We start from the raw sequence: 24,755 nt of genomic DNA, 5'->3' as shown, positions 1-24,755 counted from the left end.
CTGTCCATAGTTATAGTCCACGGCAGCGCAGGGATGTTCCAAATAGTTAGGCTGCTATGTTACTCAAAATTTCAACGGTATTGCCCGTGAATCTTTGAGAAAGCTCCTTGCAGCCTGAGTAATGATCATTTTTTCCCTTGCCACGGGGCGCCGGGTGCCACGCTGCTCGCGAGACAGTGCCAGCCTGCTTCGCTGATCAAGCGTTGCGCGGCCGCCAGCATCGCCGGACGCTGCAGTTGCGCGATGGCCGTGATCAGTTGCGTCAGATAATCCGACGAGTGGCTGGCGAGCCTGGAATGCCACAGTAGTTCGGCGGCATCCTTGGGGGACAGATTGCTCTCGTCGAATTGCTCCGCAAGTGACTGGCGCAACTGGTTGAAGCTGTCGTCATCCAGACGTTCGATCAGCCCGGGAATGCTGGCGAGAAACTGTTGAATATGCCCAAGCAGCACCGCTGGTGTGGCGCTGGGCGATTGCACGCCAAACAGCAATCCGGTCTGGCCGTGCACCTGCCGCAAGGCGCTGAACACCGCGTAGCCCAATTGCAATTCGACCCGCAGGCGCTGATAGAAAGGTGTCCGGCACAGCTGCGCGAGCAAGCGCCAGGCGGCTTCGTCGGCGATCTCGCGACTGGCGCTCGGGCAGAACAGCAGCAAAGCATGTTCGCTGGACGCCGTATCGATGTGGCACCACAGATGTTGCGTATTGAGCGTCGACGCTGCCGGCAATTGATTGTCCGGTGTGCCGGGGATGCGGCTCAGGGCCAGGCCCATGGCCGATTGCGTCTGTGCGTTAAGGCCAAGGGCCAGTCCGTCCCAGCGCGAAGTTGTCCACAGCTGTCTGGCGTCGTTCGACTCGACGGTCGATGGCAGGCAATGTTCAGGCAATGCCTTGAGCAACTGGCGGATCGGTATCAGCGGCGCTTCTGGCTCTGCGCTCGCTGAATCGGCGTCAATTTGCGTCAGACATTTCAGCGCGTGTTCGAGGACACTGGGCATCGGCTCCTGCAAGCCGGTCAGTTTCAGCAGCCACTGTGTGCCGGTGGCGCTGAACGCCAACTCGACGCCGGCCTGCTGCGCGTCTTCCCGCGTTTCCCGCAGACTGCGCTGCAGTTTGCCTTGCAAATCGGTGCCAGCGGCCGCCTCCGTTTGCCAACGCAGGTAAATCGCGCCGTGATCGCTATGATCGGGCAATGCCTGGCTGAATTGCATCGGCGAACGCTCACGCCGCCCGCGCGAGCGATCCTGAGCGAAAGTCCGCAATCCACGATGGGCGCTGGTCTGGCCGCGAATCAGACCGGCGTTGGCCAGCGGTTCGCTGGAGCGCAGGAAAGGGTTGGCGGCAGGCAGGTGCCAATGGTCGCCGAAGTTATCCACAACACCGATGTCGCGCAGGATCTGTTTGAGCGCAACCACGCCGTTTTCCGACAGACCGTTTTCGCGTTGTTCACTGTCGAGCCGCGCCAGTTGCAGGGCGCCGCTGATTTGCTGCTGACGCTCAAGCAGCCTGGCGTATTCCTCGCGCAACGCGGCCCAGTCCTGTTGCGCGGCAAAGAAGCTCAACCAGTCCAGCAGCTGTTCACGAATGGCGCTGAGGGATTCGGCGGGGGCGCTGAATTGCAGATGCAGCAGCGCTTGCCCGGCGAACTGATACAGCGGCACGGCTTTCAAACTGTCCGCGAGACGTTGTTGCTGCAGATGGGCGAGCAAACTGCCGGGCTTGGCGCTGTTCAGCCAATGGCAGAGAAACGCCAGCGCTTCGGCGGACGAGTCGGGCAGTGCTTCGAAAGCGAACAGCAGATTGCTGCTTCGCTCGCCGACCTGTTGATAACTTTTTACCGCCAATGGCAGTGGCGCTGCTTGCTCGACGTTATCCCCAACCGGCAACGCGGCGGCGAACCGCTGCGCCAGTACGCGCAGCTCCTCAATGCTCTGCGGCCCGACCAGGCTTAGCGTCATTTGCCCGGTGCGATAAAACTGCTGATGGAAATCCTTCAGCGCCTGTTGAAATGTTGGCAACTCAACTTTCAGGCTGTTGCGATTTCCCGCATGAAACCCGCGCAACGGATGTGTAGCGGGCAACCCTTCGTACAACGCCCGTTCCTGCTGAGCCGCAGGATCTTGCGACCACGCGACAAATTCCGCGTCCAGCACTTCCCGTTCGCGCAATTGATCGTCCGGATTCATACGCGGGTGCGCGAGCATGTCTGACAGACGCTCAAGCCCGGCGCTGAAGGCCGAGGTTGGCAATTCGAAGAAGAAGTCTGTGGTGCGTTCACGAGTGCTGGCGTTTACTTGCCCACCGTGACTTTGCACGTAGGCCATCAGCGCCTGATCGGTAGGAAAACGCTCAGTGCCGAGAAACAGCAGATGCTCAAGAAAATGCGCCAGCCCCGGCCACTCCAGTGGCACGTCATGGCTACCGGCAGCTACCCGCAACGCAGCGGCACTGCGCTTCAGGCCGGGCGCCTGACGCAGGGTCACGCGCAAGCCGTTTGGCAGGGTTTCAGTGTGGGGGCGGGGGTGAGTCGGCGCAGGCATGGGCACTTCCAGAACAGTGAAGTGCCAATGCTAGCGGATTGCGTGGGGTCAGCGCTTGTTCAACGCGTGGTAAAGCTCGGGGCGACGGTCGTTGAGGTAGCGATTGGCAGCGCGCGAGTCGGCCATCAACTGGCGATCCAGTTCCCCGACGATCAATGCTTCATCAAGGCCAGCCTGGGCGATGCGGCTGCCGTCCGGTGCGGCGATGCTGCTTTGCCCGCAATAGTGGATCTCGCCTTCATGCCCGCAATAGTTGGCGTAAGCCACGTAACACTGGTTTTCGAAGGCGCGGGAACGCACGGTGACGTCAGCGACGAAATCGAACGGAATCATGTTTGCCGTCGGCACCAGAATCAGCTCGGCACCGGCCAGCGCCAGACGCCGCGCGTTCTCGGGAAACTCCAGGTCGTAGCAGATCAGGAAACCGAGCTTCCAGCCGTTGAGTTCAACAACCGGAAAATCATCTTCGCCGGCGCTGAACATTGACCGATCCAGGTCGCCGAACAGATGGGTCTTGCGGTAGTTGCACAGGCGCTCGCCGTGCGCGTCGATCAACTGCACGGCGTTGTAAATCTGCCCGTTGGCCGTGCGCTCTGGGTAACCGTAAGCAATCGCCAGCCCGGCGGCTTTGGCGATTCGACCGATCTGCTGCGCCCATTCACCGTTGTAGACCTCGGCCAAGGTGCTGACCGCTTCCTTGCCGATGTTGTAGCCGGTCAGGAACATTTCCGGCAGCACCAGCAGGTCGGCACCCTTGGCCTCCATCACCAGTTGCTGCAAGCGATGCAGGTTGGCGGCGGGTTCCAGGGGCAGCGGTGGACATTGGTAAAGGGCTACACGCATCGGGGATTCCTCTTACTCGGGCAGGGCGATAGGGCCGATGTCTTTGAACACATCACCCGGGCCCGGGTTCTCTTTATGTGTCGACCCGCCGAAATGCTTCATGATGCCCCACACTGCGTTGAGCGAAGTCTGCACCGCGCCCTCGACCCACGCCGGGGTCCACGACACGTCGTCACCGGCAATGAAAATCCCGCGTTGCTCGGCTGGCATGTCGTCCTGCATGAAGTGCGCGTACATGCGCTGGTTGTAGCGATAGTGGCCGGGCAGGGCGCCTTTGAACGCACCGAGGAAGTACGGGTCGGCTTCCCACGAAACCGTGATCGGATCACCGATGATCCGCGCGGCGATGTCGACTTTCGGGTAGATTTTCTTCAGCGCGTTCAACGCCAGCTCTACGCGTTTTTCCACCGGGTGCGGCAGCATCTTCAGCGCGTCGCTCATCCACGAGTACGACAGGCAGATCACCCCCGGCTTATCGTCACCGTTGTCGAACAGATAGGTGCCGCGGGTCAGGCGATCGGTGAGGGTCATGCTCATCAGGTCGCGGCCGGTTTCTGGATCCTTGTCCTTCCAGAATGGCCGGTCGACCATTACGAAGGTCTTCGACGATTGCATGTAGCGCGTGCGGTCCAGCGCCATCCACATTTTCTGCGAGAACAGGGTTTCGTCGCATTCGATCTGGGTGGTCAGCAGCCAGCTCTGGCAGGTGGTCAGCACGGCGGCGTACTCGCGGGTGTCGCCGTTGTTGTCGGTGACGGCAAAGCGGCCATCCGGGGCGTGAGCGATTTTCTTCACACCGGAACGCGGCGCGCCACGGTGCAGGGATTTCAGGCTGGTGCCTTCTGGCCAGTGCACGCAGCGCTCCGGCACATGGCGCCAGATGCCTTGCGGCACTTGCTCCACACCGCCAACCACCAGGTGCTGGTGATCGTCGCAGTTGGTCATGACTACACGGAAGATTTCCAGCATCGAGTTGGGAAAGTCCGAGTCCCAGCCACCGGTACCGAAACCGACCTGACCGAATACTTCGCGGTGATGGAACGAGAGTTTGGCGAAGGCTTTGGAAGTGGCCACGAAGTCGTAGAACGTGCGGTCGTCCCACAGCGGTACGAGTTTGTTCCACAGCTCTTTGAGGCGTGGCACATCGCGGTCGCGGATCGCTTGCTGAATATCGGCGAACTGCGAGCCGGCCTCCAGCGCATCCGCCCAGGCGTCAGCCACTTCCTGGAACAGTGCAGGAAGATCCTTCAGGCTTTGTGCGTAATGGGTTTTGCCTTCGAGGTCGATCACGGTGCTGCCGGAGGCCGGCGTCAGCGGGTTCGGGAAAGGTTTGGTCTCGAGACCGAGCTTGTCGACGTAGTGATAGAACGCGGTGGAGGACACCGGGAAGCGCATGCCGCCCAGTTCCGCGACGATGCCATCGGTGCCGTTGAACGCTTGCGAGCGCAGGCGGCCACCCAGTTTCGAGGCCTCGTACACCACTGGTTTCAAGCCGAGCTTCATCAGTTCGTAGGCGGCAACCAGACCTGCAATACCGGCGCCGACAATCGCCACCTCAGCGCCATGGTTATGTTCAGGAATGCTGCCGAGACCGGCCGGGTGTTCGATCCAGTCGTCGAAGGCAAACGGGAAGTCAGGGCCGAAAATGGTGACGGGTTTCTTACCGTCTGCAGGATGGCGATTGTTCTTGTTCATGGCTGACCTTGCTGGCGACCCGACGCAGGGTGCGCGTCTGAGTATAGGAAAAGATGCCAGCCATTCTAGGGAGCGTAGAACACGTTAATAAGACGCAAAGTGTCGTCGTTTTGCCATTCTATTGATCAAAGTGACAATCTTTTACTGCACTTCGATCATTGTGCGGGTGGGCTTGCTCGCGAAGGCAATGTTCCCGCCACCAAGGAAGGTGTCTGACAGACCGCTTTCGCGAGCAAGCCCGCTCCCACAGTGGGTGTTGTGTCTGACGCAGATTCTGCGCTCAACCCGGTCAAACGTGGGAGCGGGCTTGCTCGCGAAGAGGCCCTATTTGCCAATCGGAAGGTTATTGCCATTACTCAAACCGGCTGCCCCCGATCTATCTTGCTACTCAAAATGATCGACGTCGTAGTCTTCTCCACCCCATCCACACTGCCGATCTGATCCAGCAACTGATCGAGCTGCTCCGGCGAATCGGTGCGCAACCACGCCACATAATCAAACTCGCCACTCACCGCACACAACTGCTGCACCTGCGCCATCGCGCTCAACCGACGCAGCACTTCCTTGCCGGAACGCGGCTGCACCTTGATCCCGACATACGCCTGCAAACCGCCATCGACCACGCGCTGCCCCAGCCGCACGCCATACCCGGTGATTACCTTGGCCTTCTCCAGCCGCGCCAGCCGCGATGTGACGGTGGTGCGCGCAATACCCAACTGCCGGGCAAGCATGGCCACGCTTTCGCGGGCGTTGATCTGCAGGGCGGCGATCAGCTGACGGTCGATTTCGTCGAGGGCGGGGGGGCGGGTGTCGGGCAAGGGTTGCGCTCCATAGGGCGTGGATCCTGGAGCGAGCATGTTACAGGCTCGACCGAAGAGACGCTTGTGGCCGGTAATCGAATTGTTGGCCAATGGGCGCGAAGAGTGGAAACGAAAAATCCGCGTAACTGCGCGGATTTTTATCTGTTGGATTGGCCGTTATCTGGCCATTCTGCGTAAGGCTTGATCGATAAGCTCGATCTGGAAGCGATATCGGAGATTTACACGTTTGAGCAATACCGCTCCTATGGAAAGACCGAGTACCAAGGCAATGATCATCAACAAGGCGCTATTACCCCAGTTCCCGCTCACAGGCCCGGCCAACAAGGTCTTACTGATCCAGGGAAAACCGCCGAATTTTTCAGCGCAGACGTAGGCCGTTCCCAGCAGAGCAAGGGCTGCAGCTTTTTCTCCAAAAAACAGGGCGACACGTGCTTCTGCTCGGTTGATTCTGAGTTCGAGCCAATGCTTGGCATCCAGAAGTGCCACTTCCGGATGAGGTTGAAGCGAATCCACTAACGCATTTTCGTGTCTGAAATCGGCAATCATGCTTTTCAAGGTGATGGTCTCCCATCGGAAGAGCGCATAGATCAGTGCCAGCATGGGTGTAAGCAGCGACAGCAAAGTGGATATTGTCGAGAAGAGCACAAGATAGAGAGCCAGATACTTGGCCCCTTCCGGCAGCGGAGTCTGCGACGTATGCCAGTAGGCCATGCAGGCAGCGACGGCCATCCCGGCACCGCCGACAACGAGACACCAATTGGCAAATTTCTCCGCATTCAATTCGAGTCTGCTACGCCTTGCAGATGCCTTCAGGGGTCTGCACGTACTCAAATGTTCAAGAATTTTGATGATGTCGTCGATGTGTATTTCTGGAAGTTCCTTTTCCATTGCGCTCACTGCGTGCTCCCTTGCGATTTGATCTTACGTATTCCCCGCATGCACCATTCACATCCAGGTGGACGGGTTCAGCTGATTGGCTGACGAGACACAAAAAAAGACCTATGCCATCAAGCATAAGCCTTTGTTTGTTTGGTGGGCCCACACGGACTTGAACCGTGGACCAAAGGATTATGAGTCCTCTGCTCTAACCAACTGAGCTATAGGCCCTCAGTAGGCCGCGGATTATAGCGACGGTTTGGCGGCTGTGCTATCCGAATAATCCGATACGGTTACACGGAGAAACGTCGCGGCGAATTCTTCCGGGGGCAGCGGCAGGCTGACGATGTAGCCCTGGATCTGTTCGCAACCTTCGGCGGCGAGGAATTGCTGCTGGGCCTGGGTCTCGACGCCTTCGGCGATCACGGTGAATTGCATGCTCCGGCCCAGAGCGATGATCGCGCGGACAATCGCCGCGTCGTGCGGGTCATCGGGCAGTCCGCGAACAAAGGACTGGTCAATCTTCAGGATGTCCAGCGGCAGGCGTTTGAGGTAACTGAGCGAAGAATAACCGGTGCCGAAGTCGTCGATCGCCAGTTGTACGCCCAAGTGTTTGAGCTGGTGCAGCACCGCCAAAGCCTCTTCGGCCTGGCTCATGATGAAGTTTTCGGTAATTTCCAGTTGCAGTAAATCAGGCTGCAAACGGTTGTCTCTGAGCAGTTGTTCGATGCGCCCGAGCAGGTTCGGCTGGCGTAGTTGCGCACCGGCGAGGTTGACCGACAGCGGGCCGAGGCTGTCGTAGATCTGGTGCCACTCGAACATCTGCCGGCAGGCGGTTTCGAGCACCCAGTCACCGATCTGCAGGATCATGCCGTTCTCTTCGGCCAGCGGGATGAAGTGCTCCGGCGGCACTTCGCCGAAGGTCGGGTGGCGCCAGCGGATCAGTGCTTCGGCGCCGACCAGGCGATGGTCGTCGAGGCTGATTTTCGGTTGGTAGTAGAGGAACAACTCTTCGCGCTCGATGGCCCGGCGCAGTTCGTGCTCCAGCGCCACACGTTCGCTGGCCTGGGCAGTGAGGTCGCGGGTGTAGCTTTCGACGCGGTTGCGGCCCTTGGCCTTGGAGCGGTACATCGCCGCGTCGGCGTTTTTCACCAGTGTGGCGACGTCGCAGCCGTCGCGTGGATAGAGGCTGGTACCGATGCTGGCGCTGATGAAAAACTCGTGCTCACCAGCCTGAAACGGTGCGCCGAAGCAGTTGAGCAGTTTGATTGCGATGTTATCGGCATCGCTGGCTTGTTGCAGGCCCGGCAGCAGAATGATGAATTCATCACCGCCCAGGCGCGCGACGGTGTCGATATCGCGCAGTTGTTCTTTCAAACGTACGGCAATGCCCTTGAGCAGCAGGTCGCCGACAGGGTGGCCGAGGCTGTCGTTGATGTGTTTGAAACGGTCGAGATCGAGGAACAACACGGCGCCCTGACCGCCATTTTCCTGCTGACTGTTCAGTGCAGTGAGCAGGCGACTTTCGAACAGGGTGCGATTGGGCAGGCCGGTGAGCGGGTCATGGTGCGCCTGATAATCGAGCTTGGCCTGCGCGTGTTTAAGGCTGGAGATATCGGCGAACACCGCGACGAAGTGGGTGATGAATTTGTCGCGATTGCGCACGGCGCTGATGGTCAGCCAGCTCGGATACAACTCGCCGTTCTTGCGCCGGTTGGAAATCTCGCCCTGCCAGTGACCCTCGTCGGTCAATTGGTGCCACATCGCCGCATAAAACGCGCTGTCGTGCAGTCCCGAGGCGAGCAGGCGCGGGGTATGGCCAAGGGCTTCGCTTTCGCTGTAGCCGGTGATTTCGGTGAAGGCACGGTTGACCGCGCTGATGTGCTGCTGGGTGTCGGTGATCAACACGCCTTCGGCGGTGCTTTCGAAAACGGTGGCGGCCTGCTGCAGTTTTTCCTGCATCAAGTGGCGCTCGGTGATGTCCCGGGCGATGGTCAGCATGCAGTCTTCTTCGCCGATCGGCAGTGGACGGCTGGACACTTCGCACAGGCGGATCTGCCCGTCGCTGCGCCGGATATGGCAGGTGAAATCGCGCACGAAGCCATCTCTGTGCAGCAGGTCGAGCATCTGCTTGCGTTCGTTGAGGTTGACCCAGATCCCCAGATCCAGCGCCGAGCGATCCACCGACATAGCGCTGTTGAATCCGGTGATGCGACTGAAACCCTCGTTGACCTCCAGCAGCAAGCCATCGCTCTGGCGTGACAGCAGCAAGCCGTCCGGCGAGGCGTGAAAGGCCTTGGCGAACTTCTCTTCGGAGGTTTGCAGTTGCTGTTGGGTTTCCTTGAGCTGGGTGATGTCGCGCACGACCACCACCAGCGCCGGAGTGGTGTCGAGGTCGAAAGGTTCGGCCGAGATCAGCCCGGTAAACACCTGGCCATTGTTGCGGCGAAAGGGCATCTCCAGGTTACGGATACTGCCGGCCTGCAAGCGCTGTAACAGCCCGGGCCCGACCCCGGGGATGCCCCAGATATTCAGTTCAGTGGCTGTCTGGCCAACCACATCTTCCGCCTTCAGGCCAATCTGCGCTTCAAAGGCTTCGTTGACCTCCAGCAGGCAGCCGTCGGACAACCGCGCGATCACCAGAATGTCCGGGCATTGCTGGAACACCGACGCGAATTTCTGCTCCGAAAGCCGCAGTGCTTCCTCGGTGCGCTTGGTTTCGCTGATGTCGATCATCAGCCCACGCATCACCGGCTCATGGCCATGTTCAATCAGACTGACAATGTCACGCACCCACAGGCAGCGCCCGTCAGCAGTAATCACCCGATAGTCGAGAGTATGATCACGCCCTTCGCGTACCGCATCATCGCAAATGGCCTGGGCACGGGTCAGGTCGGCAGGGTGGATGATGTTGCGCCAGAAGCCCGGAATCAGCCAATGCGCCTGTGGATAACCGAGCAGATCTTCGGCATGCGGCGACACATAACTGTAGGTGAAGTCGCTCATGCGCGCTTCCCAGGCGATGGCCGACAGACTTTCCACCAGTCCGCGGTAGTGATATTCGCTGCTGCGCAACTCCTGTTCGAGGTCGACACGTCGGGCGATTTCCGAGCTCAAGCGGCGATTGATGCGAATCACCACCGCCAGAATGCTGACCAGTAGCAACAGGCCCGGAAGGCCATAGATCAGAAGATCCGACCAGAATGTCCGATGGTCCAGAACATTACCGACCCAATGTTCCTGAATGCTGCTGATTTCCTCGGGGCTCATGTCCGCCAGGACTTTGTCCAGAATGCCCACCAGCATTTTGTTGTCACGAGGTACGCCCATCGCCAACTGGTAGCGATACGGGGTTTCGCCGCTGACGTACAAACCGTCGAGCTTGAGCTGGCGCAGACTCCATACGCTGGAGGCAAGATCGCCGACCACGGCGTCTACCTCATCGGTAGCCAGAGCCTGCAAGGCCGAGCTGACATTGGGCATGGCTACCAGATTCAGATCCGGATGCTGGGTGCGCAGTAATTCGTGAGGGGCGTAGTTCTCGACCACGGCGATCTTCAGGCCATACAGGTCTTCCAGTTTGCGCGGTTGCGCACCGCCGATGTGCGCGAGGATGACGATCGGGAAGTCGAGATAGGGCCGGGTAAACGACAGGTAATTCTGGCGTTCCGGGGTGGACATGATACCCGGCAGCAGGTCGATCTTGCCGGTCTTCACCTGCGCCAGCACTTCGGTCCAGCTCGAGGGCTCGACCGGATTGAGTTTGATCGACAGGCGCTGGCGGATCACGTCGATATAGTCGGCGGCCAGGCCCTGATAGCGATTCTGTTCATCGCGGAATTCGAACGGCGGCCACGACGCATCGACACCCAGGCGCAAGTCCGGGTGAGCCGCCAGCCAGCTACGTTCTTCATCGGTCAGAGTCAGCGCGTCAGCCGTTGCGGTCCAGATCATCAGTGACAGCAAGAAAAGCACGGGCGCCAGTCTGGGCATAACCGTCTCGTTATGGCACGGGATTCATTGTTTCGAGTGTAGACGGGGTATGCCGGGGAGGGGCGGTGCGAGGGATTTAATCTGCTGCATAAACAAAACCCCCGGCCTGGGCCGGGGGTTCTGGTATCACTCGTCGAGGAAGGAGCGCAGATGCTCGCTTCGCGTCGGGTGGCGCAGCTTGCGCAGCGCCTTGGCTTCGATCTGACGGATCCGCTCACGCGTTACGTCAAACTGTTTGCCCACTTCTTCGAGTGTGTGGTCGGTGTTCATGTCGATACCGAAGCGCATGCGCAGTACCTTGGCTTCACGGGCAGTGAGGCCGGACAGCACTTCGCGAGTCGCTTCTTTCAGGCTTTCAACGGTTGCGACATCGATTGGCGACTGCATGGTCGAGTCTTCGATGAAGTCACCCAGATGAGAGTCTTCGTCATCACCGATCGGGGTTTCCATGGAGATCGGCTCTTTAGCGATCTTCAATACCTTGCGGATCTTGTCCTCAGGCATTTCCATGCGTTCGCCCAGCTCTTCCGGGGTCGGTTCGCGACCCATTTCCTGCAGCATCTGGCGGGAAATGCGGTTGAGCTTGTTGATCGTCTCGATCATGTGCACCGGAATACGGATGGTGCGAGCCTGGTCGGCGATCGAGCGAGTGATCGCCTGACGGATCCACCAGGTGGCATAAGTCGAGAACTTGTAACCACGACGGTATTCGAACTTGTCCACCGCTTTCATCAGACCGATGTTGCCTTCCTGGATCAGATCGAGGAATTGCAGACCGCGGTTGGTGTACTTCTTGGCGATCGAGATCACCAGACGCAAGTTGGCTTCAACCATCTCTTTCTTCGCGCGGCGGGCCTTGGCCTCACCGATCGACATGCGACGGTTGATGTCCTTGATTTCAGCGATGGTCAGGCCGGTCTCGGTTTCCAGCGCAATCAGTTTCTGCTGGCAACGGATGATGTCCGGCTGTACGCGACCAATGGCTTCGGCGTATTTGCTCTTGCCTTTGGCCAGGGCGTCGGACCAGCTTTCGTCGACTTCATTGCCCGGGAACTGACGCAGGAAATCGGCGCGTGGCATACGTGCATCACGTACGCACAGTTGCATGATCGCGCGCTCTTGCTGACGCAGACGATCCAGGGCACTGCGAACACGCTCGACCAGGGCTTCGAATTGCTTCGGCACCAGTTTGATCGGCATGAACAGCTCGGCCAGGGCCAGCAACTCGGCAATCGCTGCCTTGTTGTGACGGCCGTGCTTTTTCAGGGCCTTGCGGGTGATTTCCATCTGATCGGACACAGCGCCAAAACGCTGGGCAGCGATGACCGGATCCGGACCGCTTTCGGCTTCTTCTTCGTCATCCGAAGATTCAGCTTCATCGTCGTCGGTGTCGTCGTCAGCCTTGGCGGCTTTCGCGTCGATCGGCGGCGGAACTTCGGCGGCCGGCGGCGCAATGCCGTCGTCCGGGTCGATGTAACCGCTCAGAACGTCGGACAGGCGACCACCCTCGGTGGTGACGCGAGTGTACTCGGAGAGAATGTGGTCAACCGTGCCAGGGAAGTGCGCGATCGCGCTCATCACTTCACGGATGCCTTCTTCGATACGTTTGGCGATTTCGATTTCGCCTTCACGAGTCAGAAGCTCGACCGTACCCATTTCACGCATGTACATGCGCACCGGGTCAGTGGTGCGACCGATATCGGTCTCCACCGCTGCCAACGCAGCGGCTGCTTCTTCCGCAGCGGCCTCGTCGGTATCGGCGTCGGCCAACATAAGGGCGTCCGCATCCGGAGCACTCTCGTGTACGGGGATCCCCATGTCGTTAATCATGCGGATGATGTCTTCCACCTGCTCCGGATCTGAAATATCCTCGGGCAGGTGGTCGTTGACCTCGGCGTAAGTCAGATACTTCTGCTCACGACCCAGTTTGATCAACTCAATAATACGAGACTGCTGTTGCGCTTTTCCGGACATAACACCCTATCCACTGAAGGTCTTGGCGGGCAAAAAACAAGCCGAGGATTATACCTGAGCTATGACCTCACGCGCCAGTTGAGGTCGGGTTTGATGCGGAAACATTGCGACTTAGAAGGTCGCGCAGTTGATTTTTCTCTTCGGCGCTCAGTTCGCTTTGACGCGCTTTCCTGAGCAACTGTTCCAGATTTCGCTCGCGTTGGCGGGCTGACAAGCTAGTAATGGTGTCGAAAAACTGTTGTTCAAGGTTTTCTCCGTCAATCAGCCACTCCTTTTCCGCCAGTGCCTTGAGCAGGCGACCCTGTTCAGTGCCGTGCCATCGCGCGATCAACTGAAATGAGTTTAGCTTGGGATTCTTCTGTACGGCCTCTAGCAGCGCCACAAGCAACTGGGCGTTGGTCTGATTTTCGTCCGCAATGTGCCCGGCGTCTTCGACGCGCTTGGCCAGTTGCGGGTGATGCAGCAAGGTACGCAAGGCGGTCAGGGTTGGCGATTCGACGCCAATCGGCGTGCGCGGGCGTTGTTGATCGCGATCGCCGCCACGTTTGCCGTTCTTGTCCCAGGGTTTCTTGTCCCATTTTTTGCCGCCGGCGCCGGATTTCTTCGGCGTCCACTCCTGCTGCGGCACATACATGTCTTGTGCCTGCGGCTGATGGTAGTCGCTGTAATCCGGCATTGCGTCGTAATCGATGCCCGGATCGTAGGCGGGCGGCGCTTCCTGCGGCGCGCTTTGCGCCAGCTGACTGACGGTTTCGCTGCTCAGGCCGGTAATTTCGGTCAGGCGCTGACGCATCAGAATGCGCAGGTTGGCGCCCGGCACTTTATCGATCAACGGTGCGGCGAGGGTGGCCATATGGGCCTTGCCTTCGAGCGAGCGTGGATCGGCTTCCTCGGTCAGTTGCTGGAAGAAATAGTCCGCCAGCGGCTGCGCATGCTGATTGATCCGCGCCTTGAAGGCGTCAGTGCCTTCGGCGCGAACCAGGGTGTCCGGGTCCTCGCCTTCGGGCAGAAACAGAAAGCGCGCGCGGCGCCCGTCCTGCAGGCACGGCAATGTTGCTTCCAGTGCGCGCCAGGCGGCGTTGCGGCCGGCCTGGTCACCGTCGAAGCAGAACAAAACGTTCGGCACTACCCGAAACAGACGCTTGAGGTGTTCTTCGCTGGTCGCGGTGCCCAGGGTGGCGACGGCATTGCGCAAACCTTGCTGGGCGAGGGCGATGACGTCCATGTAACCCTCGACGACGATGATTTCGTCGAGGTTGCGGTTGTTCTTGCGTGCTTCATAGAGGCCGTAGAGTTCCTGGCCTTTATGGAAGACCGGGGTTTCCGGTGAGTTCAGGTATTTCGGCTTGTCGTCGCCGAGTACCCGGCCACCGAAAGCGATGATGCGGCCGCGGGTATCACGAATCGGGAACATCACGCGATCGCGGAAGCGGTCATAGCGTTTACCGGTTTCGGCGTTCTCGATCAGCAGGCCGGCGTCGATCATGGCCTTCTGCTGCAAAGTGTCGCTGCTCAAGTGCTTAAACAGATTGTCCCAGCCCGGCGGCGCGAAACCGAGACCGAAGTCCCGGGCGATCTCGCCGGTCAGTCCGCGGCCCTTGAGGTAATCCACGGCGGCTTTGCGCGCCGGATGGCTCTTGAGTGCCTGGCGGTAGAAGTCGGCGGCGGCGGTGAGCAGCGGGTACAGCGGCGAATCGGTTGGCTGTCGCGGTTTGTGCGGGCGGCCACTTTCTTCGCGGGGGATTTCCATCCCGGCGGCTTTGGCCAGATCCTCGACGGCCTGGGGGAAGTCCAGGTTGTCGTGGTCCATGAGAAAGCCGAGGGCGTTGCCGCCGGCGCCGCAGCCGAAGCAGTAATAGAACTGCTTGTCCGGGCTGACGCTGAACGACGGGGTTTTCTCTTTATGGAACGGGCAGCAGGCGGTGTAGTTCTTGCCGGCCTTTTTCAGTTGCACGCGCGAGCTGACCACGTCGACGATGTCGGTGCGGTTCAGGAGGTCGTCAATAAAGCTCTGGGGAATCAGCCCGGCCATGGCGTTCTCGTCTGCGCTGTAATGAGTCCGATGCGAAGGGCGGCCGGACACAGGTCTTGAGTGAAGCGCACAAAATGTACGGCTCGACCGGGTTCGGTTGCGTGATCGCTGTCGGGAAGTGTATCTGCCGAAAAACCACTGACGTTAGTACTCATCAGTTTTCGACTATTTGAAAGTGTTGCGCTGAATCCGCTGGCGGCCGATAAATGGCCTCGGATAGCTCAATAAAGCGGGCACGCATTCAGGTGCCTTGGGCTGATCGTCGTAAGAGGAATCAGTGGGTGTGCTCGTCAGTAGCCTTGAAAGGCTCGTCAGAAAAGACGTGCACCGCTGGCAAAAGAGCCAGGTCTGACGCGTGAAGCAGGTTTGTCTCGGTCGCATGTGCGGCTTCGACGGTGAAGCATCAAGCGTTTTACGCAAATGCCATTAGCCCGGCTGAGGGCCGGGCTTAGGCAAGAAGCTTGCTACGATCGTCTGTGTATTAGTACAGACGAACGGCGCGGCGCTGTTCGCGCTGAACTTTCTTGGCGTGACGCTTAACAGCGGCTGCTGCTTTGCGCTTACGCTCAGAAGTTGGCTTCTCGTAAAATTCGCGGCTACGAACTTCAGCCAGTACACCGGCTTTTTCGCAGGAGCGCTTGAAACGACGCAGAGCTACGTCGAAGGGTTCGTTCTCTTTAACTTTGACGGCTGGCATCCAGAGCTACCTTCATTCATTACCGGGGTCAACATCCTCGCGGCAAAAGAGCACTTGAAGACGTCGGTTTTTAAGGGTTGCGGATGTTAACCCCTCATCGCTCGGAATGCAAAGCCTCTGATCGAAAACCGCTAGTCGGGGCATCGCATGGCGACTATTATGCGCGCCTTCGAATTCAGCCTAAACAAGGCGCAAACCCATGCTAGTACTGGGATTAGAAACCTCCTGCGACGAAACCGGCGTCGCATTATACGACAGTGAGCGCGGCCTGCTGGCCGACGCGCTGTTCAGTCAGATCGACCTGCACCGCGTCTATGGTGGCGTGGTGCCGGAGCTGGCCTCGCGTGACCATGTCAAACGCATGCTGCCCTTGATTCGTCAGGTGTTGGCCGAGGCTGACTGCGTGCCGACCGAGATCGATGCGATCGCCTACACCGCAGGCCCAGGTCTGGTCGGGGCGCTGCTGGTCGGTGCTTCGTGCGCTCAGGCGCTGGCGTTTGCCTGGGGCATTCCGGCACTCGGTGTGCACCACATGGAGGGCCACTTGCTGGCGCCGATGCTGGAGCCAAAACCGCCGGAATTCCCGTTCGTCGCTTTGTTGGTCTCCGGTGGGCATACGCAGCTGGTTCAGGTCGATGGCATTGGCCAATACAGCCTGCTTGGCGAGACCCTCGACGATGCCGCCGGCGAAGCGTTCGACAAAACCGCGAAAATGATGGGCCTCAATTATCCGGGGGGGCCGGAAATCGCCAAACTGGCCGAGAAGGGCGTTGCAGGACGTTTCACCTTCCCGCGTCCGATGTGTGATCGCCCGGGTCTGGATTTCAGCTTCAGCGGCTTGAAGACCTTTGCTCTCAACACCTGGCAGCAATGCGTCAGCGCCGGGGACGACAGCGAGCAAGCCCGTTGCGACATCGCGCTGGCGTTCCAGCAGGCCGTGGTGGAGACTTTGACCATCAAGTGCAAACGTGCCCTGAAACAGGCGGGCATGAAGCGTCTGGTGATCGCTGGCGGCGTCAGTGCCAACAAGGCGTTGCGTGTTTCTCTTGAGAAAATGCTCGGTGACATGCAGGGCGATGTGTTCTACGCCCGTCCCGAGTTCTGCACCGACAATGGAGCGATGATCGCGTTTGCCGGTTGCCAGCGTTTGCAGGCCGGCCAGCAGGAAAGTCTGGCCATCAGCGTGCAGGCGCGCTGGCCGATGGAGCAGTTGTCGGCACTGTGATTGGCGGTGCGATTGGCGGTGTGGCTGAGCGGTATTTAAAAATGCCGTTCGCGCCCGGCAAACAGGTCGCGTAGATTGCCGCGGTGGCGCCAGACGATCAGCAATGTCAATGCGCTCATCGGCAGCAGCGCCTCCGGTTCTTGCCACGCAAGTAAGGGCAGGGTCAGGGGCGTGGCGATCAGCGCCGCCAGCGAGCTGGTACGGGTCAGGTAGAACGTCAGCAGCCAGGCGCACACCGCCAGCAGCGCGGCGGGTGGATACAGGCCCAGCAGCATGCCGGCAGCGGTGGCGACACCTTTGCCGCCGCGAAAACGGAAGTACAGCGGGAACAGGTGACCGATCACGGCGCACACGCCGATCCAGGCCTGATCCTGCAGCGAAAGGCCAGCGGCCGCTGCGATCAGCACCGGCAGCAGGCCTTTGCACAGATCACCGAGCAGGGTCAGGATCGCCAGTTTGCGACCGGCCAGGCGCAGCATGTTGGTGGCGCCGGCATTACCCGAGCCACTCATTCGCGGATCCGGATTTCCGGTCAGGCGGCTGAGCAAAATGGCGAAGGACAGAGAGCCGAGCAGGTAGGCGAAGGTCGCCAGTAACCAAAACATGCTAACCATTCCGGGCGAGGACGCCCTGATTCTAACGGCGCATTGCGCCCTTGTCGTGCAGCGGAGAAAAGTGCTTGGACAGAGTGTTTATCGAGGGCCTGGAAGTCGACACCGTGATCGGTGCCTACGATTGGGAGCGCGGCATTCGCCAGTGCCTGCGTCTTGATCTGAGCTTCGCCTGGGACAATCGCCCGGCTGCGGCCGGTGACGACCTGACCAAGGCGCTCGATTACGCCAGTGTTTCCACGCGCATCCAGGCGTTTGCCGAGCAAGCGCAATATCAACTGGTCGAGACCTTTGCCGAGCGTCTGGTCGAAGTGCTGATGGCCGAATTCAAGATCACCTGGGTTCGCCTCAAGCTGACCAAGCCGGGCGCCGTGCCGGCCGCCAAGGGTGGCGTGGGTGTGGAGATCGAGCGCGGATGTCGCTGACTCAGGTGTACCTCGGGCTCGGTAGCAATATCGAGCGCGAAACCCATTTGCGCGCCGGACTCGACGCTTTGGCGACATTCCTGGTGGATATCCGCTGTTCGGCGGTGTTTGAGAGTCAGCCGGTGGGGATCAAGAGCGGGCCGTTCTACAACTTCGTGGTCTCGGCACTGACCGATCTGCCGTTGACGGAACTGGACCGTCGTCTGAAGTTCATCGAGGCAGATAACGGGCGTTACGCCCCTGATCGCAAGGGGTTGCCGCTGGATATCGACGTGCTGTTGTACGGCGATCTGACGGGTAATTTCGACGGTTTGATCCTGCCGCGTGCCGAAATCCTGAAAAATGCCTTTGTGTTGTGGCCGCTGTCGCTGATTGCGCCGGATCGGGTGCATCCGGGTGTGGGAAAAAGCTTCGCGACGTTGTGGGCCGAGGCGCAGATTGATCAGGTGTTGGCGCCGGTCGGGTTTGAGTGGCGTGGACAGCAGCTCACGTCTTCGGATTTGCGTTGAATTAGCTGCCGCTTTCGCGAGCAAGCCCGCTCCCACATTTGGAATGCATTCTCCTTGGGGGAGCAGGCTTGCTCGCGAAGCTTTTCAGGCTGAAGCCTGGTCTTTGTAGGCTTTTAGCGCCTTCAGTCGTTCTCGCTTCAGCGCCTCGCCCAGCTCCGGCCCCTTGAATCCCTTCTCCAGCAACGGCTGCACCGCGACTTCTCGTGCAGCCTTGGCAGCGCCACGTAAATATTCCGCCTGTGGATAACTTCTTTGCTCCAGCCCTTTGCGGCCTCGGGCGTCCATTTCGCAGGCGGCGATAAACTCTTCAAACCGTTGCGGTCGTCGATACACATCAAAGTTCTGCAACAACTCCAGCAACGTCGAGGCCTTCAGCTCCAGCGCCCGGTGACTGTGGGTGTGGTACTTGCCGACAAGCAAGGCCAACTCCTGACAGTCCTTCGGCGCCTTGAAGCGTTCGTTGACCGCTTTGATCAGCTTCAACCCGGTGTGTTCATGGGCGATATGTCGTGGCCACTCTTCTTCCGGGGTCAGGCCTTTGCCGAGGTCATGCAGCAGACAAGCCCAGCGTACCGTCAGCGGTTGTTTGTGCAGCGCTGATTGCTCCAGAACGCTGAGCGTGTGCAGGCCGGTGTCGATTTCCGGGTGATGCGCTTCCGGTTGTGGCACGCCAAAAAGCGCGTCGACTTCCGGCATCAACACTTTCAGTGCGCCGCAATCGCGCAGCACCTGGATGAACATCTGTGGCTGATCTTCCATCAATGCGCGGGAGATTTCCTTCCAGCTGCGTTCGGCGGTCAGGGCTTGCAGCTCGCCGGACTCGCTGAGCTGGCGCATCAGCTCAAGGGTCTCCGGGGCGACGGTAAAGCCTAGACCGGCATAGCGGGCGGCGAAGCGCGCAACGCGCAGCACCCGAAGCGGATCTTCGGCAAACGCCGGGGAAACGTGACGCAGCACGCGTGCTTCGAGATCACGCTGGCCATGATACGGATCGGTGAGGTTCTGCTGGTCGTCCTCGGCCATCGCATTGATGGTCAGGTCGCGGCGGATCAGGTCTTCTTCCAGAGTGACTTCGGGGCTTGCGTGAAAAGTGAACCCACCATAACCACGACCGCTTTTGCGTTCGGTACGGGCAAGAGCGTATTCCTCGCCGGTTTTCGGGTGAAGGAATACCGGAAAATCCGCACCCACGGGGCGAAAGCCCTGGGCGAGCATTTGCTCAGTGGTCGCGCCCACCACCACCCGATCAACGTCGGTGACCGGTATACCCAGCAAGCGATCGCGTACCGCACCGCCAACCTTGAAAATCTGCATAAAAAACCTCCGTTAGCCCGACAGGATAACCCTTGCATCGGACTTTCGGAGGTCAGATCCGCATCTAGAGATGAATCACGGCCAGGTCGAGCCGACCGTAATCGCCTTCGCTGTGTTCACTGCGCGGCGGTACGTGGTGAGTTTTCATGATCTGGTCACCCTGCAGGGTTTCCAGATGAATGTCGAAGCCCCATAACCGGTGCAGATGTTTCAGCACCTCGTCGGTGGAGTCGCCCAAGGGTTTGCGGTCATGTTGCTGATGACGCAGGGTCAGCGAGCGGTCGCCGCGCCGGTCAATGCTGTAGATCTGCACGTTCGGCTCGCGGTTGCCGAGGTTGTACTGCGCGGCCAGGGTTTCGCGGATGATCCGGTAACCGGTTTCGTCGTGGATCGCCGGTACCAGCAAATCGTCCTTCTGATCGTCATCAAGGATGCTGAACAGCTTCAGGTCACGGATCACCTTCGGTGACAGATACTGCAGGATGAAACTCTCGTCCTTGAAGCTGCTCATGGCGAACTTGATGCTCGACAGCCAGTCGGAGCCGGCGATGTCCGGGAACCAGCGCCGGTCTTCCTCGGTGGGGTTTTCGCACATGCGGCGGATGTCGCGATACATCGCAAAACCCAATGCGTAGGGGTTGATCCCGTTGTAGTAAGGACTGTCGAAGCCCGGCTGGAAAACCACGCTGGTGTGCGAGGTGAGGAATTCCATCATGAACCCGTCGGTCACCAGGCCCTCGTCGTACAGGTCGTTCATCAGGGTGTAGTGCCAGAACGTGGCCCAGCCTTCGTTCATCACCTGAGTCTGACGCTGTGGATAAAAATACTGGGCGATCTTGCGCACGATCCGCACGATCTCCCGTTGCCACGGCTCCAGCAACGGCGCGTGCTTCTCGATGAAATACAGGATGTTTTCCTGCGGCTCGGCCGGGAAACGGGCGTTGTCCTTGTCGCTGTACTTGTCCGCGCCTTTGGGGATGGTGCGCCACAGATCGTTGATCTGTTTCTGCAGGTGCTCTTCGCGATCCTTCTGCCGGCGGCGTTCTTCCTCGGCGGAAATCGGATACGGACGTTTGTAGCGGTCGACCCCGTAGTTCATCAGCGCATGGCAGGAGTCGAGCAAGTCCTCCACCGCGTCGATACCGTGGCGCTCTTCGCATTGCATGATGTACTGCTTGGCGAACACCAGGTAATCGATGATCGAGCTGGCGTCAGTCCAAGTGCGGAACAGGTAGTTGCCCTTGAAGAAACTGTTGTGGCCATAGCACGCGTGCGCCACCACTAGCGCCTGCATGCAGATGGTGTTTTCTTCCATCAGGTAGGCGATGCACGGATCCGAGTTGATCACGATCTCGTAGGCCAGCCCCATCTGCCCGCGGCTGTAGGATTTCTCGGTGCTGAGGAAGTGCTTGCCGTAGGACCAGTGGTGATAGCCCAGTGGCATGCCGACCGAGGCATAGGCGTCCATCATCTGCTCGGCGGTGATCACTTCGATCTGGTTGGGATAAGTATCCAGGGCATAGCCGGCCGCAATCCGGGCGATTTCGCGGTCGTAGGCCTGAATCAGCTCGAACGTCCATTCGGAGCCGGTGGAAATAGGTTGGCGTTTCTGCTCTTTGGCGGTCATGTCACTAACCTGCGCTGGAAGAGTTCACGGAAGACCGGATAGATATCCCCGGCCGAGACCAGTTGCTGCTGGGCAAACGTGTCGGAAAAGGCTTCGGCGATGCGTTCGTATTCGTACCAGAGGGCCTGGTGTTCGCGCGGGGTGATCTCCACATAAGTGTAGTACTGCACAAACGGCATGATCTGGTTGATCAGGATGTCACGGCAGATCGGCGAGTCATCGTTCCAGTTGTCGCCGTCGGAGGCTTGCGCGGCGTAGATATTCCACTCGTTGCTTGGATAACGCTCGGCCATGATCTCCTGCATCAGCTTCAGGGCGCTGGAGACGATGGTGCCGCCAGTTTCCCGCGAGTAGAAGAACTCTTCCTCGTCCACTTCCCGGGCACTGGTGTGATGGCGGATGAATACCACGTCGATCTTGTCGTAGTTCCGCTTGAGGAACAGGTACAGCAGGATGAAAAAGCGTTTGGCGATGTCCTTGGTGGCCTGGGTCATCGAACCGGAAACGTCCATCAGGCAGAACATCACCGCTTTGGAGCTGGGGTTGGGTTGCTTGACCAACAGGTTGTATTTCAAGTCGAAAGTATCGAGGAACGGCACGCGGTGAATGCGCGCGCTGAGTTTCTCGATTTCTGCCTCCAGTTCCTGAATATCGCCGAAGTTGTCTGGCTCTTCGCGCTTCAGTCGCGCCAGTTCCTCTTTGGCCTCGCGTAGCTTGGCGCGGCTGCTGCCGGACAGCGCAATGCGCCGGGCGTGGGCTGAGCGCAGGGTGCGGATGATGTTGATCCGCGAAGGGTTGCCCTCGTTGCTGATCCCGGCGCGCACGGTTTTGAACGTGTCGGTACCACTGAGGTTGCGTTTCACCAAGTTCGGCAGTTCGAGGTCTTCGAACATGAATTCGAGGAATTCTTCCTGGGTGATCTGGAAGACGAATTCGTCCATGCCCTCGCCGGAATTGCCAGCCTTGCCGGGACCGCGTCCACCGCCGCCCCCCGGAGGCCTGGCGATGTGTTCGCCGGCAGTGAATTCCTTGTTGCCGGGATGAACCACGGTCTGCTTGCCGCCGCGACCGTGGTGAAGCACCGGTTCGTCGATGTCGCGACCGGGAATGCTGATCTGTTCGCCGTGTTCCATGTCGGTAATGGAACGGCGGCTGACCGCCTCTTCGACAGCCTTCTTGATGTGATCACGGTAACGCCGCAGGAAGCGCTGGCGGTTCACCGTGCTCTTGTTCTTGCCATTGAGACGTCGGTCGATCACATAGCTCATAGACCCCTCCGGGGAGCTTCAAGTCATAAGCTTCAAGCTGCAAGAGAAAGCACACGCCGTTCGCGAGACCGGTCTTCGCTGTTCTCTTGCAGCCCGTCGCCAGAAGCTTGCAGCTGCTTTACTGCGATTTGCGGACCCGTAGGTACCATTCGGAAAGTAGCCGTACCTGTTTGTCGGTGTAGCCGCGTTCGACCATTCGAGTAACGAAGTCGTTGTGTTTCTGTTGATCCTCTTTGCTCGCCTTGGCATTGAAACTGATGACTGGCAGCAGGTCTTCGGTGTTCGAGAACATTTTCTTCTCGATGACCACCCGCAGTTTTTCGTAGCTGAGCCAGGTCGGGTTCTTGCCGTTGTTGTTGGCCCGGGCGCGCAACACGAAGTTGACGATTTCGTTGCGGAAATCCTTCGGATTGCTGATGCCCGCCGGTTTCTCGATTTTCTCCAGCTCTTCGTTCAGAGCGACACGGTTGAGAATCTCGCCGGTTTCCGGATCGCGGTACTCCTGATCCTGAATCCAGAAGTCCGCATACAGCACGTATCGGTCGAAGATGTTTTGCCCGTACTCGCTGTAAGACTCCAGATAAGCGGTCTGGATCTCCTTGCCGATGAACTCGATATAACGCGGCGCCAAATACTCCTTGAGGTAGCGCAGGTAGCGTTCGCGAGTCTCGGCCTGGAACTGTTCCTGCTCGATCTGCTGCTCCAGCACATACAACAGGTGCACCGGGTTGGCGGCGATTTCATGTGGATCGAAGTTGAACACCTTGGATAGGATCTTGAAGGCGAAGCGGGTCGAGAGACCGTTCATGCCTTCGTCGACGCCCGCCGAATCGCGGTATTCCTGAATCGACTTGGCCTTCGGATCGGTGTCCTTGAGGTTTTCCCCATCGTAGACGCGCATCTTCGAATAGATGTTGGAGTTTTCCGGCTCCTTGAGGCGCGACAGCACGGTGAACTGCGCGAGCATCTTCAGGGTGTCGGGTGCGCAGTGGGCCTTCGCCAGAGAGCTGTTGAACAGCAACTTGTCGTAGATCTTCACTTCGTCGCTGACCCGCAGGCAGTACGGCACTTTGACGATGTAGATCCGGTCGATGAACGCTTCGTTGTTCTTGTTGTTGCGGAAGGTGTGCCACTCCGATTCGTTGGAGTGCGCGAGCAGGATCCCGGTGAACGGAATCGCGCCGAGGCCTTCGGTACTGTTGTAGTTGCCTTCCTGGGTGGCGGTCAGCAATGGGTGCAGCACCTTGATCGGTGCCTTGAACATCTCGACGAACTCCATCAGGCCCTGGTTGGCCCGGCACAGCGCACCGGAGTAGCTGTAGGCGTCGGCGTCGTTCTGTGGGTATTCCTCGAGCTTGCGGATGTCGACCTTGCCCACCAGCGCGGAGATGTCCTGGTTGTTCTCGTCACCCGGTTCCGTTTTGGCCACCGCGATCTGGTTGAGGATCGACGGGTACAGTTTGACCACGCGGAACTGACTGATGTCGCCGCCGAATTCGGCCAGGCGTTTGGTCGCCCACGGCGACATGATGGTGTTCAGGTAGCGCCGCGGGATGCCGAAGTCTTCCTCGAGGATCGCGCCATCTTCGGTGGCGTTGAACAGACCCAGAGGCGATTCGAATACCGGCGAGCCCTTGATCGCGTAGAAGGGCACTTTTTCCATCAGTTGTTTCAGCTTCTCGGCCAGCGACGATTTACCGCCACCGACGGGGCCGAGCAGGTAGAGGATCTGTTTCTTCTCTTCCAGGCCTTGGGCGGCATGGCGGAAATACGAGACGATCTGGTCGATGCATTCTTCCATCCCGTGGAAGTCTTCAAAGGCCGGATAGCGGCGAATCACCTTGTTGGAGAAGATCCGCGACAGCCGCGAGTTGGTCGACGTGTCGAGCAGCTCGGGTTCGCCGATGGCCATCAATAGACGCTCGGCGGCGGAAACGTAAGCGCTGCGGTCCTTTTTGCACAGCTCCAGGTACTCCTGCAGCGAGAGTTCTTCCTGGCGTGTGGACTCGAAGCGTTGTTGGAAGTGGCTAAAGATACTCATGACGTCACCTCGCTCGATACGTGGAGCCGACGCCGGGTCACTCAGTCGATGCTGGCAAGCAGCCGCGGTGGCCGCTTGTTTACCCCCCAGAACACTTTCGCGGTCGACAACCTTGAAAGTCACTCCCGATGACCCGTGCGCCGGTGTACCGGCTCTCCCCTGTTTTGGATGGCCTGGGCTTAAGGATAGTTGGGAATTCGAGAGGTAAAGGCGAGATACGTAATTAGTTGTGGCAGACCGTTCGTCTGCCGCGCGCAGGCCCAC

Annotated in this window: 17 protein-coding genes and 1 tRNA gene; 3 read left to right on the top strand and 15 right to left on the bottom strand. The window is 59.2% G+C overall.

Translation table 11 applies throughout. The features are described 5' to 3' along the window. Positions 1–125 precede the first annotated feature (125 nt). The 10 genes from pqqF to rpsU form a co-directional block, all read right to left on the bottom strand. On the bottom strand, positions 126–2,540 hold the full coding sequence (gene pqqF, locus ACS4NR_RS19020) for a pyrroloquinoline quinone biosynthesis protein PqqF (RefSeq protein ID WP_456018062.1): 2,415 nt from the start codon (positions 2,538–2,540) through the stop codon (positions 126–128). 48 nt (positions 2,541–2,588) lie between these two features. After that, on the bottom strand, positions 2,589–3,383 hold the full coding sequence (locus tag ACS4NR_RS19015; RefSeq protein ID WP_456018061.1) for a carbon-nitrogen hydrolase family protein: 795 nt from the start codon (positions 3,381–3,383) through the stop codon (positions 2,589–2,591). Positions 3,384–3,395: 12 nt separating this feature from the next. Further along, on the bottom strand, positions 3,396–5,078 hold the full coding sequence (locus ACS4NR_RS19010; RefSeq protein ID WP_456018060.1) for a flavin monoamine oxidase family protein: 1,683 nt from the start codon (positions 5,076–5,078) through the stop codon (positions 3,396–3,398). A 356-nt stretch (positions 5,079–5,434) separates the two neighbouring features. After that, a complete protein-coding gene (locus ACS4NR_RS19005) occupies positions 5,435–5,896 on the bottom strand; it encodes an Lrp/AsnC family transcriptional regulator (protein ID WP_007966501.1) in 462 nt (153 codons plus the stop codon). Positions 5,897–6,055: 159 nt separating this feature from the next. Continuing rightward, the gene (locus ACS4NR_RS19000) at positions 6,056–6,796 is read right to left on the bottom strand and encodes a hypothetical protein (RefSeq protein ID WP_456018059.1); all 741 of its coding nucleotides are present in this window, start codon (positions 6,794–6,796) and stop codon (positions 6,056–6,058) included. 133 nt (positions 6,797–6,929) lie between these two features. Further along, positions 6,930–7,006, bottom strand: a tRNA-Ile gene (locus ACS4NR_RS18995). A gap of 15 nt (positions 7,007–7,021) precedes the next feature. Beyond that, positions 7,022–10,768, bottom strand: a complete 3,747-nt coding sequence (locus ACS4NR_RS18990; protein ID WP_095137426.1) for a bifunctional diguanylate cyclase/phosphodiesterase — start codon at positions 10,766–10,768, stop codon at positions 7,022–7,024. A 126-nt stretch (positions 10,769–10,894) separates the two neighbouring features. After that, a complete protein-coding gene (gene rpoD / locus ACS4NR_RS18985) occupies positions 10,895–12,742 on the bottom strand; it encodes an RNA polymerase sigma factor RpoD (protein WP_047596442.1) in 1,848 nt (615 codons plus the stop codon). A gap of 67 nt (positions 12,743–12,809) precedes the next feature. After that, the gene (gene dnaG / locus ACS4NR_RS18980) at positions 12,810–14,774 is read right to left on the bottom strand and encodes a DNA primase (RefSeq protein WP_115986047.1); all 1,965 of its coding nucleotides are present in this window, start codon (positions 14,772–14,774) and stop codon (positions 12,810–12,812) included. Positions 14,775–15,255: 481 nt separating this feature from the next. Beyond that, on the bottom strand, positions 15,256–15,471 hold the full coding sequence (gene rpsU, locus ACS4NR_RS18975; RefSeq protein ID WP_002551877.1) for a 30S ribosomal protein S21: 216 nt from the start codon (positions 15,469–15,471) through the stop codon (positions 15,256–15,258). Positions 15,472–15,670: 199 nt separating this feature from the next. Between rpsU and tsaD the strand changes: the two genes are divergently transcribed. After that, positions 15,671–16,696 carry a tRNA (adenosine(37)-N6)-threonylcarbamoyltransferase complex transferase subunit TsaD gene (gene tsaD / locus ACS4NR_RS18970; protein WP_115986048.1) on the top strand — a complete coding sequence of 342 codons (1,026 nt, stop codon included), beginning with the start codon at positions 15,671–15,673 and terminating at the stop codon, positions 16,694–16,696. 35 nt (positions 16,697–16,731) lie between these two features. Here tsaD and plsY read toward each other — a convergent pair whose 3' ends face one another. Continuing rightward, positions 16,732–17,301: a glycerol-3-phosphate 1-O-acyltransferase PlsY gene (gene plsY / locus ACS4NR_RS18965; protein WP_166495413.1), complete on the bottom strand. Its 570-nt coding sequence runs from the start codon at positions 17,299–17,301 to the stop codon at positions 16,732–16,734. A gap of 74 nt (positions 17,302–17,375) precedes the next feature. Here plsY and folB point away from each other — a divergent pair, with 74 nt between their 5' ends. Both folB and folK read left to right on the top strand, forming a co-directional pair. Beyond that, complete coding sequence (folB, locus tag ACS4NR_RS18960; protein WP_166495414.1) at positions 17,376–17,732, top strand: dihydroneopterin aldolase; 357 nt, start codon at positions 17,376–17,378, stop codon at positions 17,730–17,732. Continuing rightward, positions 17,723–18,241 (top strand): 2-amino-4-hydroxy-6-hydroxymethyldihydropteridine diphosphokinase, encoded by a 519-nt coding sequence (gene folK, locus ACS4NR_RS18955; RefSeq protein ID WP_166495415.1) that lies wholly within the window; start codon positions 17,723–17,725, stop codon positions 18,239–18,241. Before folB ends, folK begins: the two co-directional genes overlap by 10 nt. An 84-nt stretch (positions 18,242–18,325) precedes the next feature. Here folK and ACS4NR_RS18950 read toward each other — a convergent pair whose 3' ends face one another. The 4 genes from ACS4NR_RS18950 to ACS4NR_RS18935 form a co-directional block, all read right to left on the bottom strand. Further along, complete coding sequence (locus ACS4NR_RS18950; RefSeq protein ID WP_456018058.1) at positions 18,326–19,555, bottom strand: multifunctional CCA addition/repair protein; 1,230 nt, start codon at positions 19,553–19,555, stop codon at positions 18,326–18,328. A gap of 64 nt (positions 19,556–19,619) precedes the next feature. Then, positions 19,620–21,182, bottom strand: coding sequence for a SpoVR family protein (locus tag ACS4NR_RS18945; RefSeq protein WP_027610714.1), 1,563 nt, complete (start codon positions 21,180–21,182; stop codon positions 19,620–19,622). After that, positions 21,179–22,450, bottom strand: a complete 1,272-nt coding sequence (locus tag ACS4NR_RS18940; RefSeq protein WP_041070055.1) for a YeaH/YhbH family protein — start codon at positions 22,448–22,450, stop codon at positions 21,179–21,181. Before ACS4NR_RS18940 ends, ACS4NR_RS18945 begins: the two co-directional genes overlap by 4 nt. 118 nt (positions 22,451–22,568) lie before the next feature. Then, complete coding sequence (locus tag ACS4NR_RS18935; RefSeq protein WP_003228848.1) at positions 22,569–24,491, bottom strand: PrkA family serine protein kinase; 1,923 nt, start codon at positions 24,489–24,491, stop codon at positions 22,569–22,571. Positions 24,492–24,755: the final 264 nt, after the last annotated feature.

The organism is Pseudomonas sp. JQ36 (assembly GCF_053851495.1).
The sequence above is the reverse complement of the archived record's forward strand: the minus strand, read 5'-3'. Positions and strand labels throughout refer to the sequence as shown.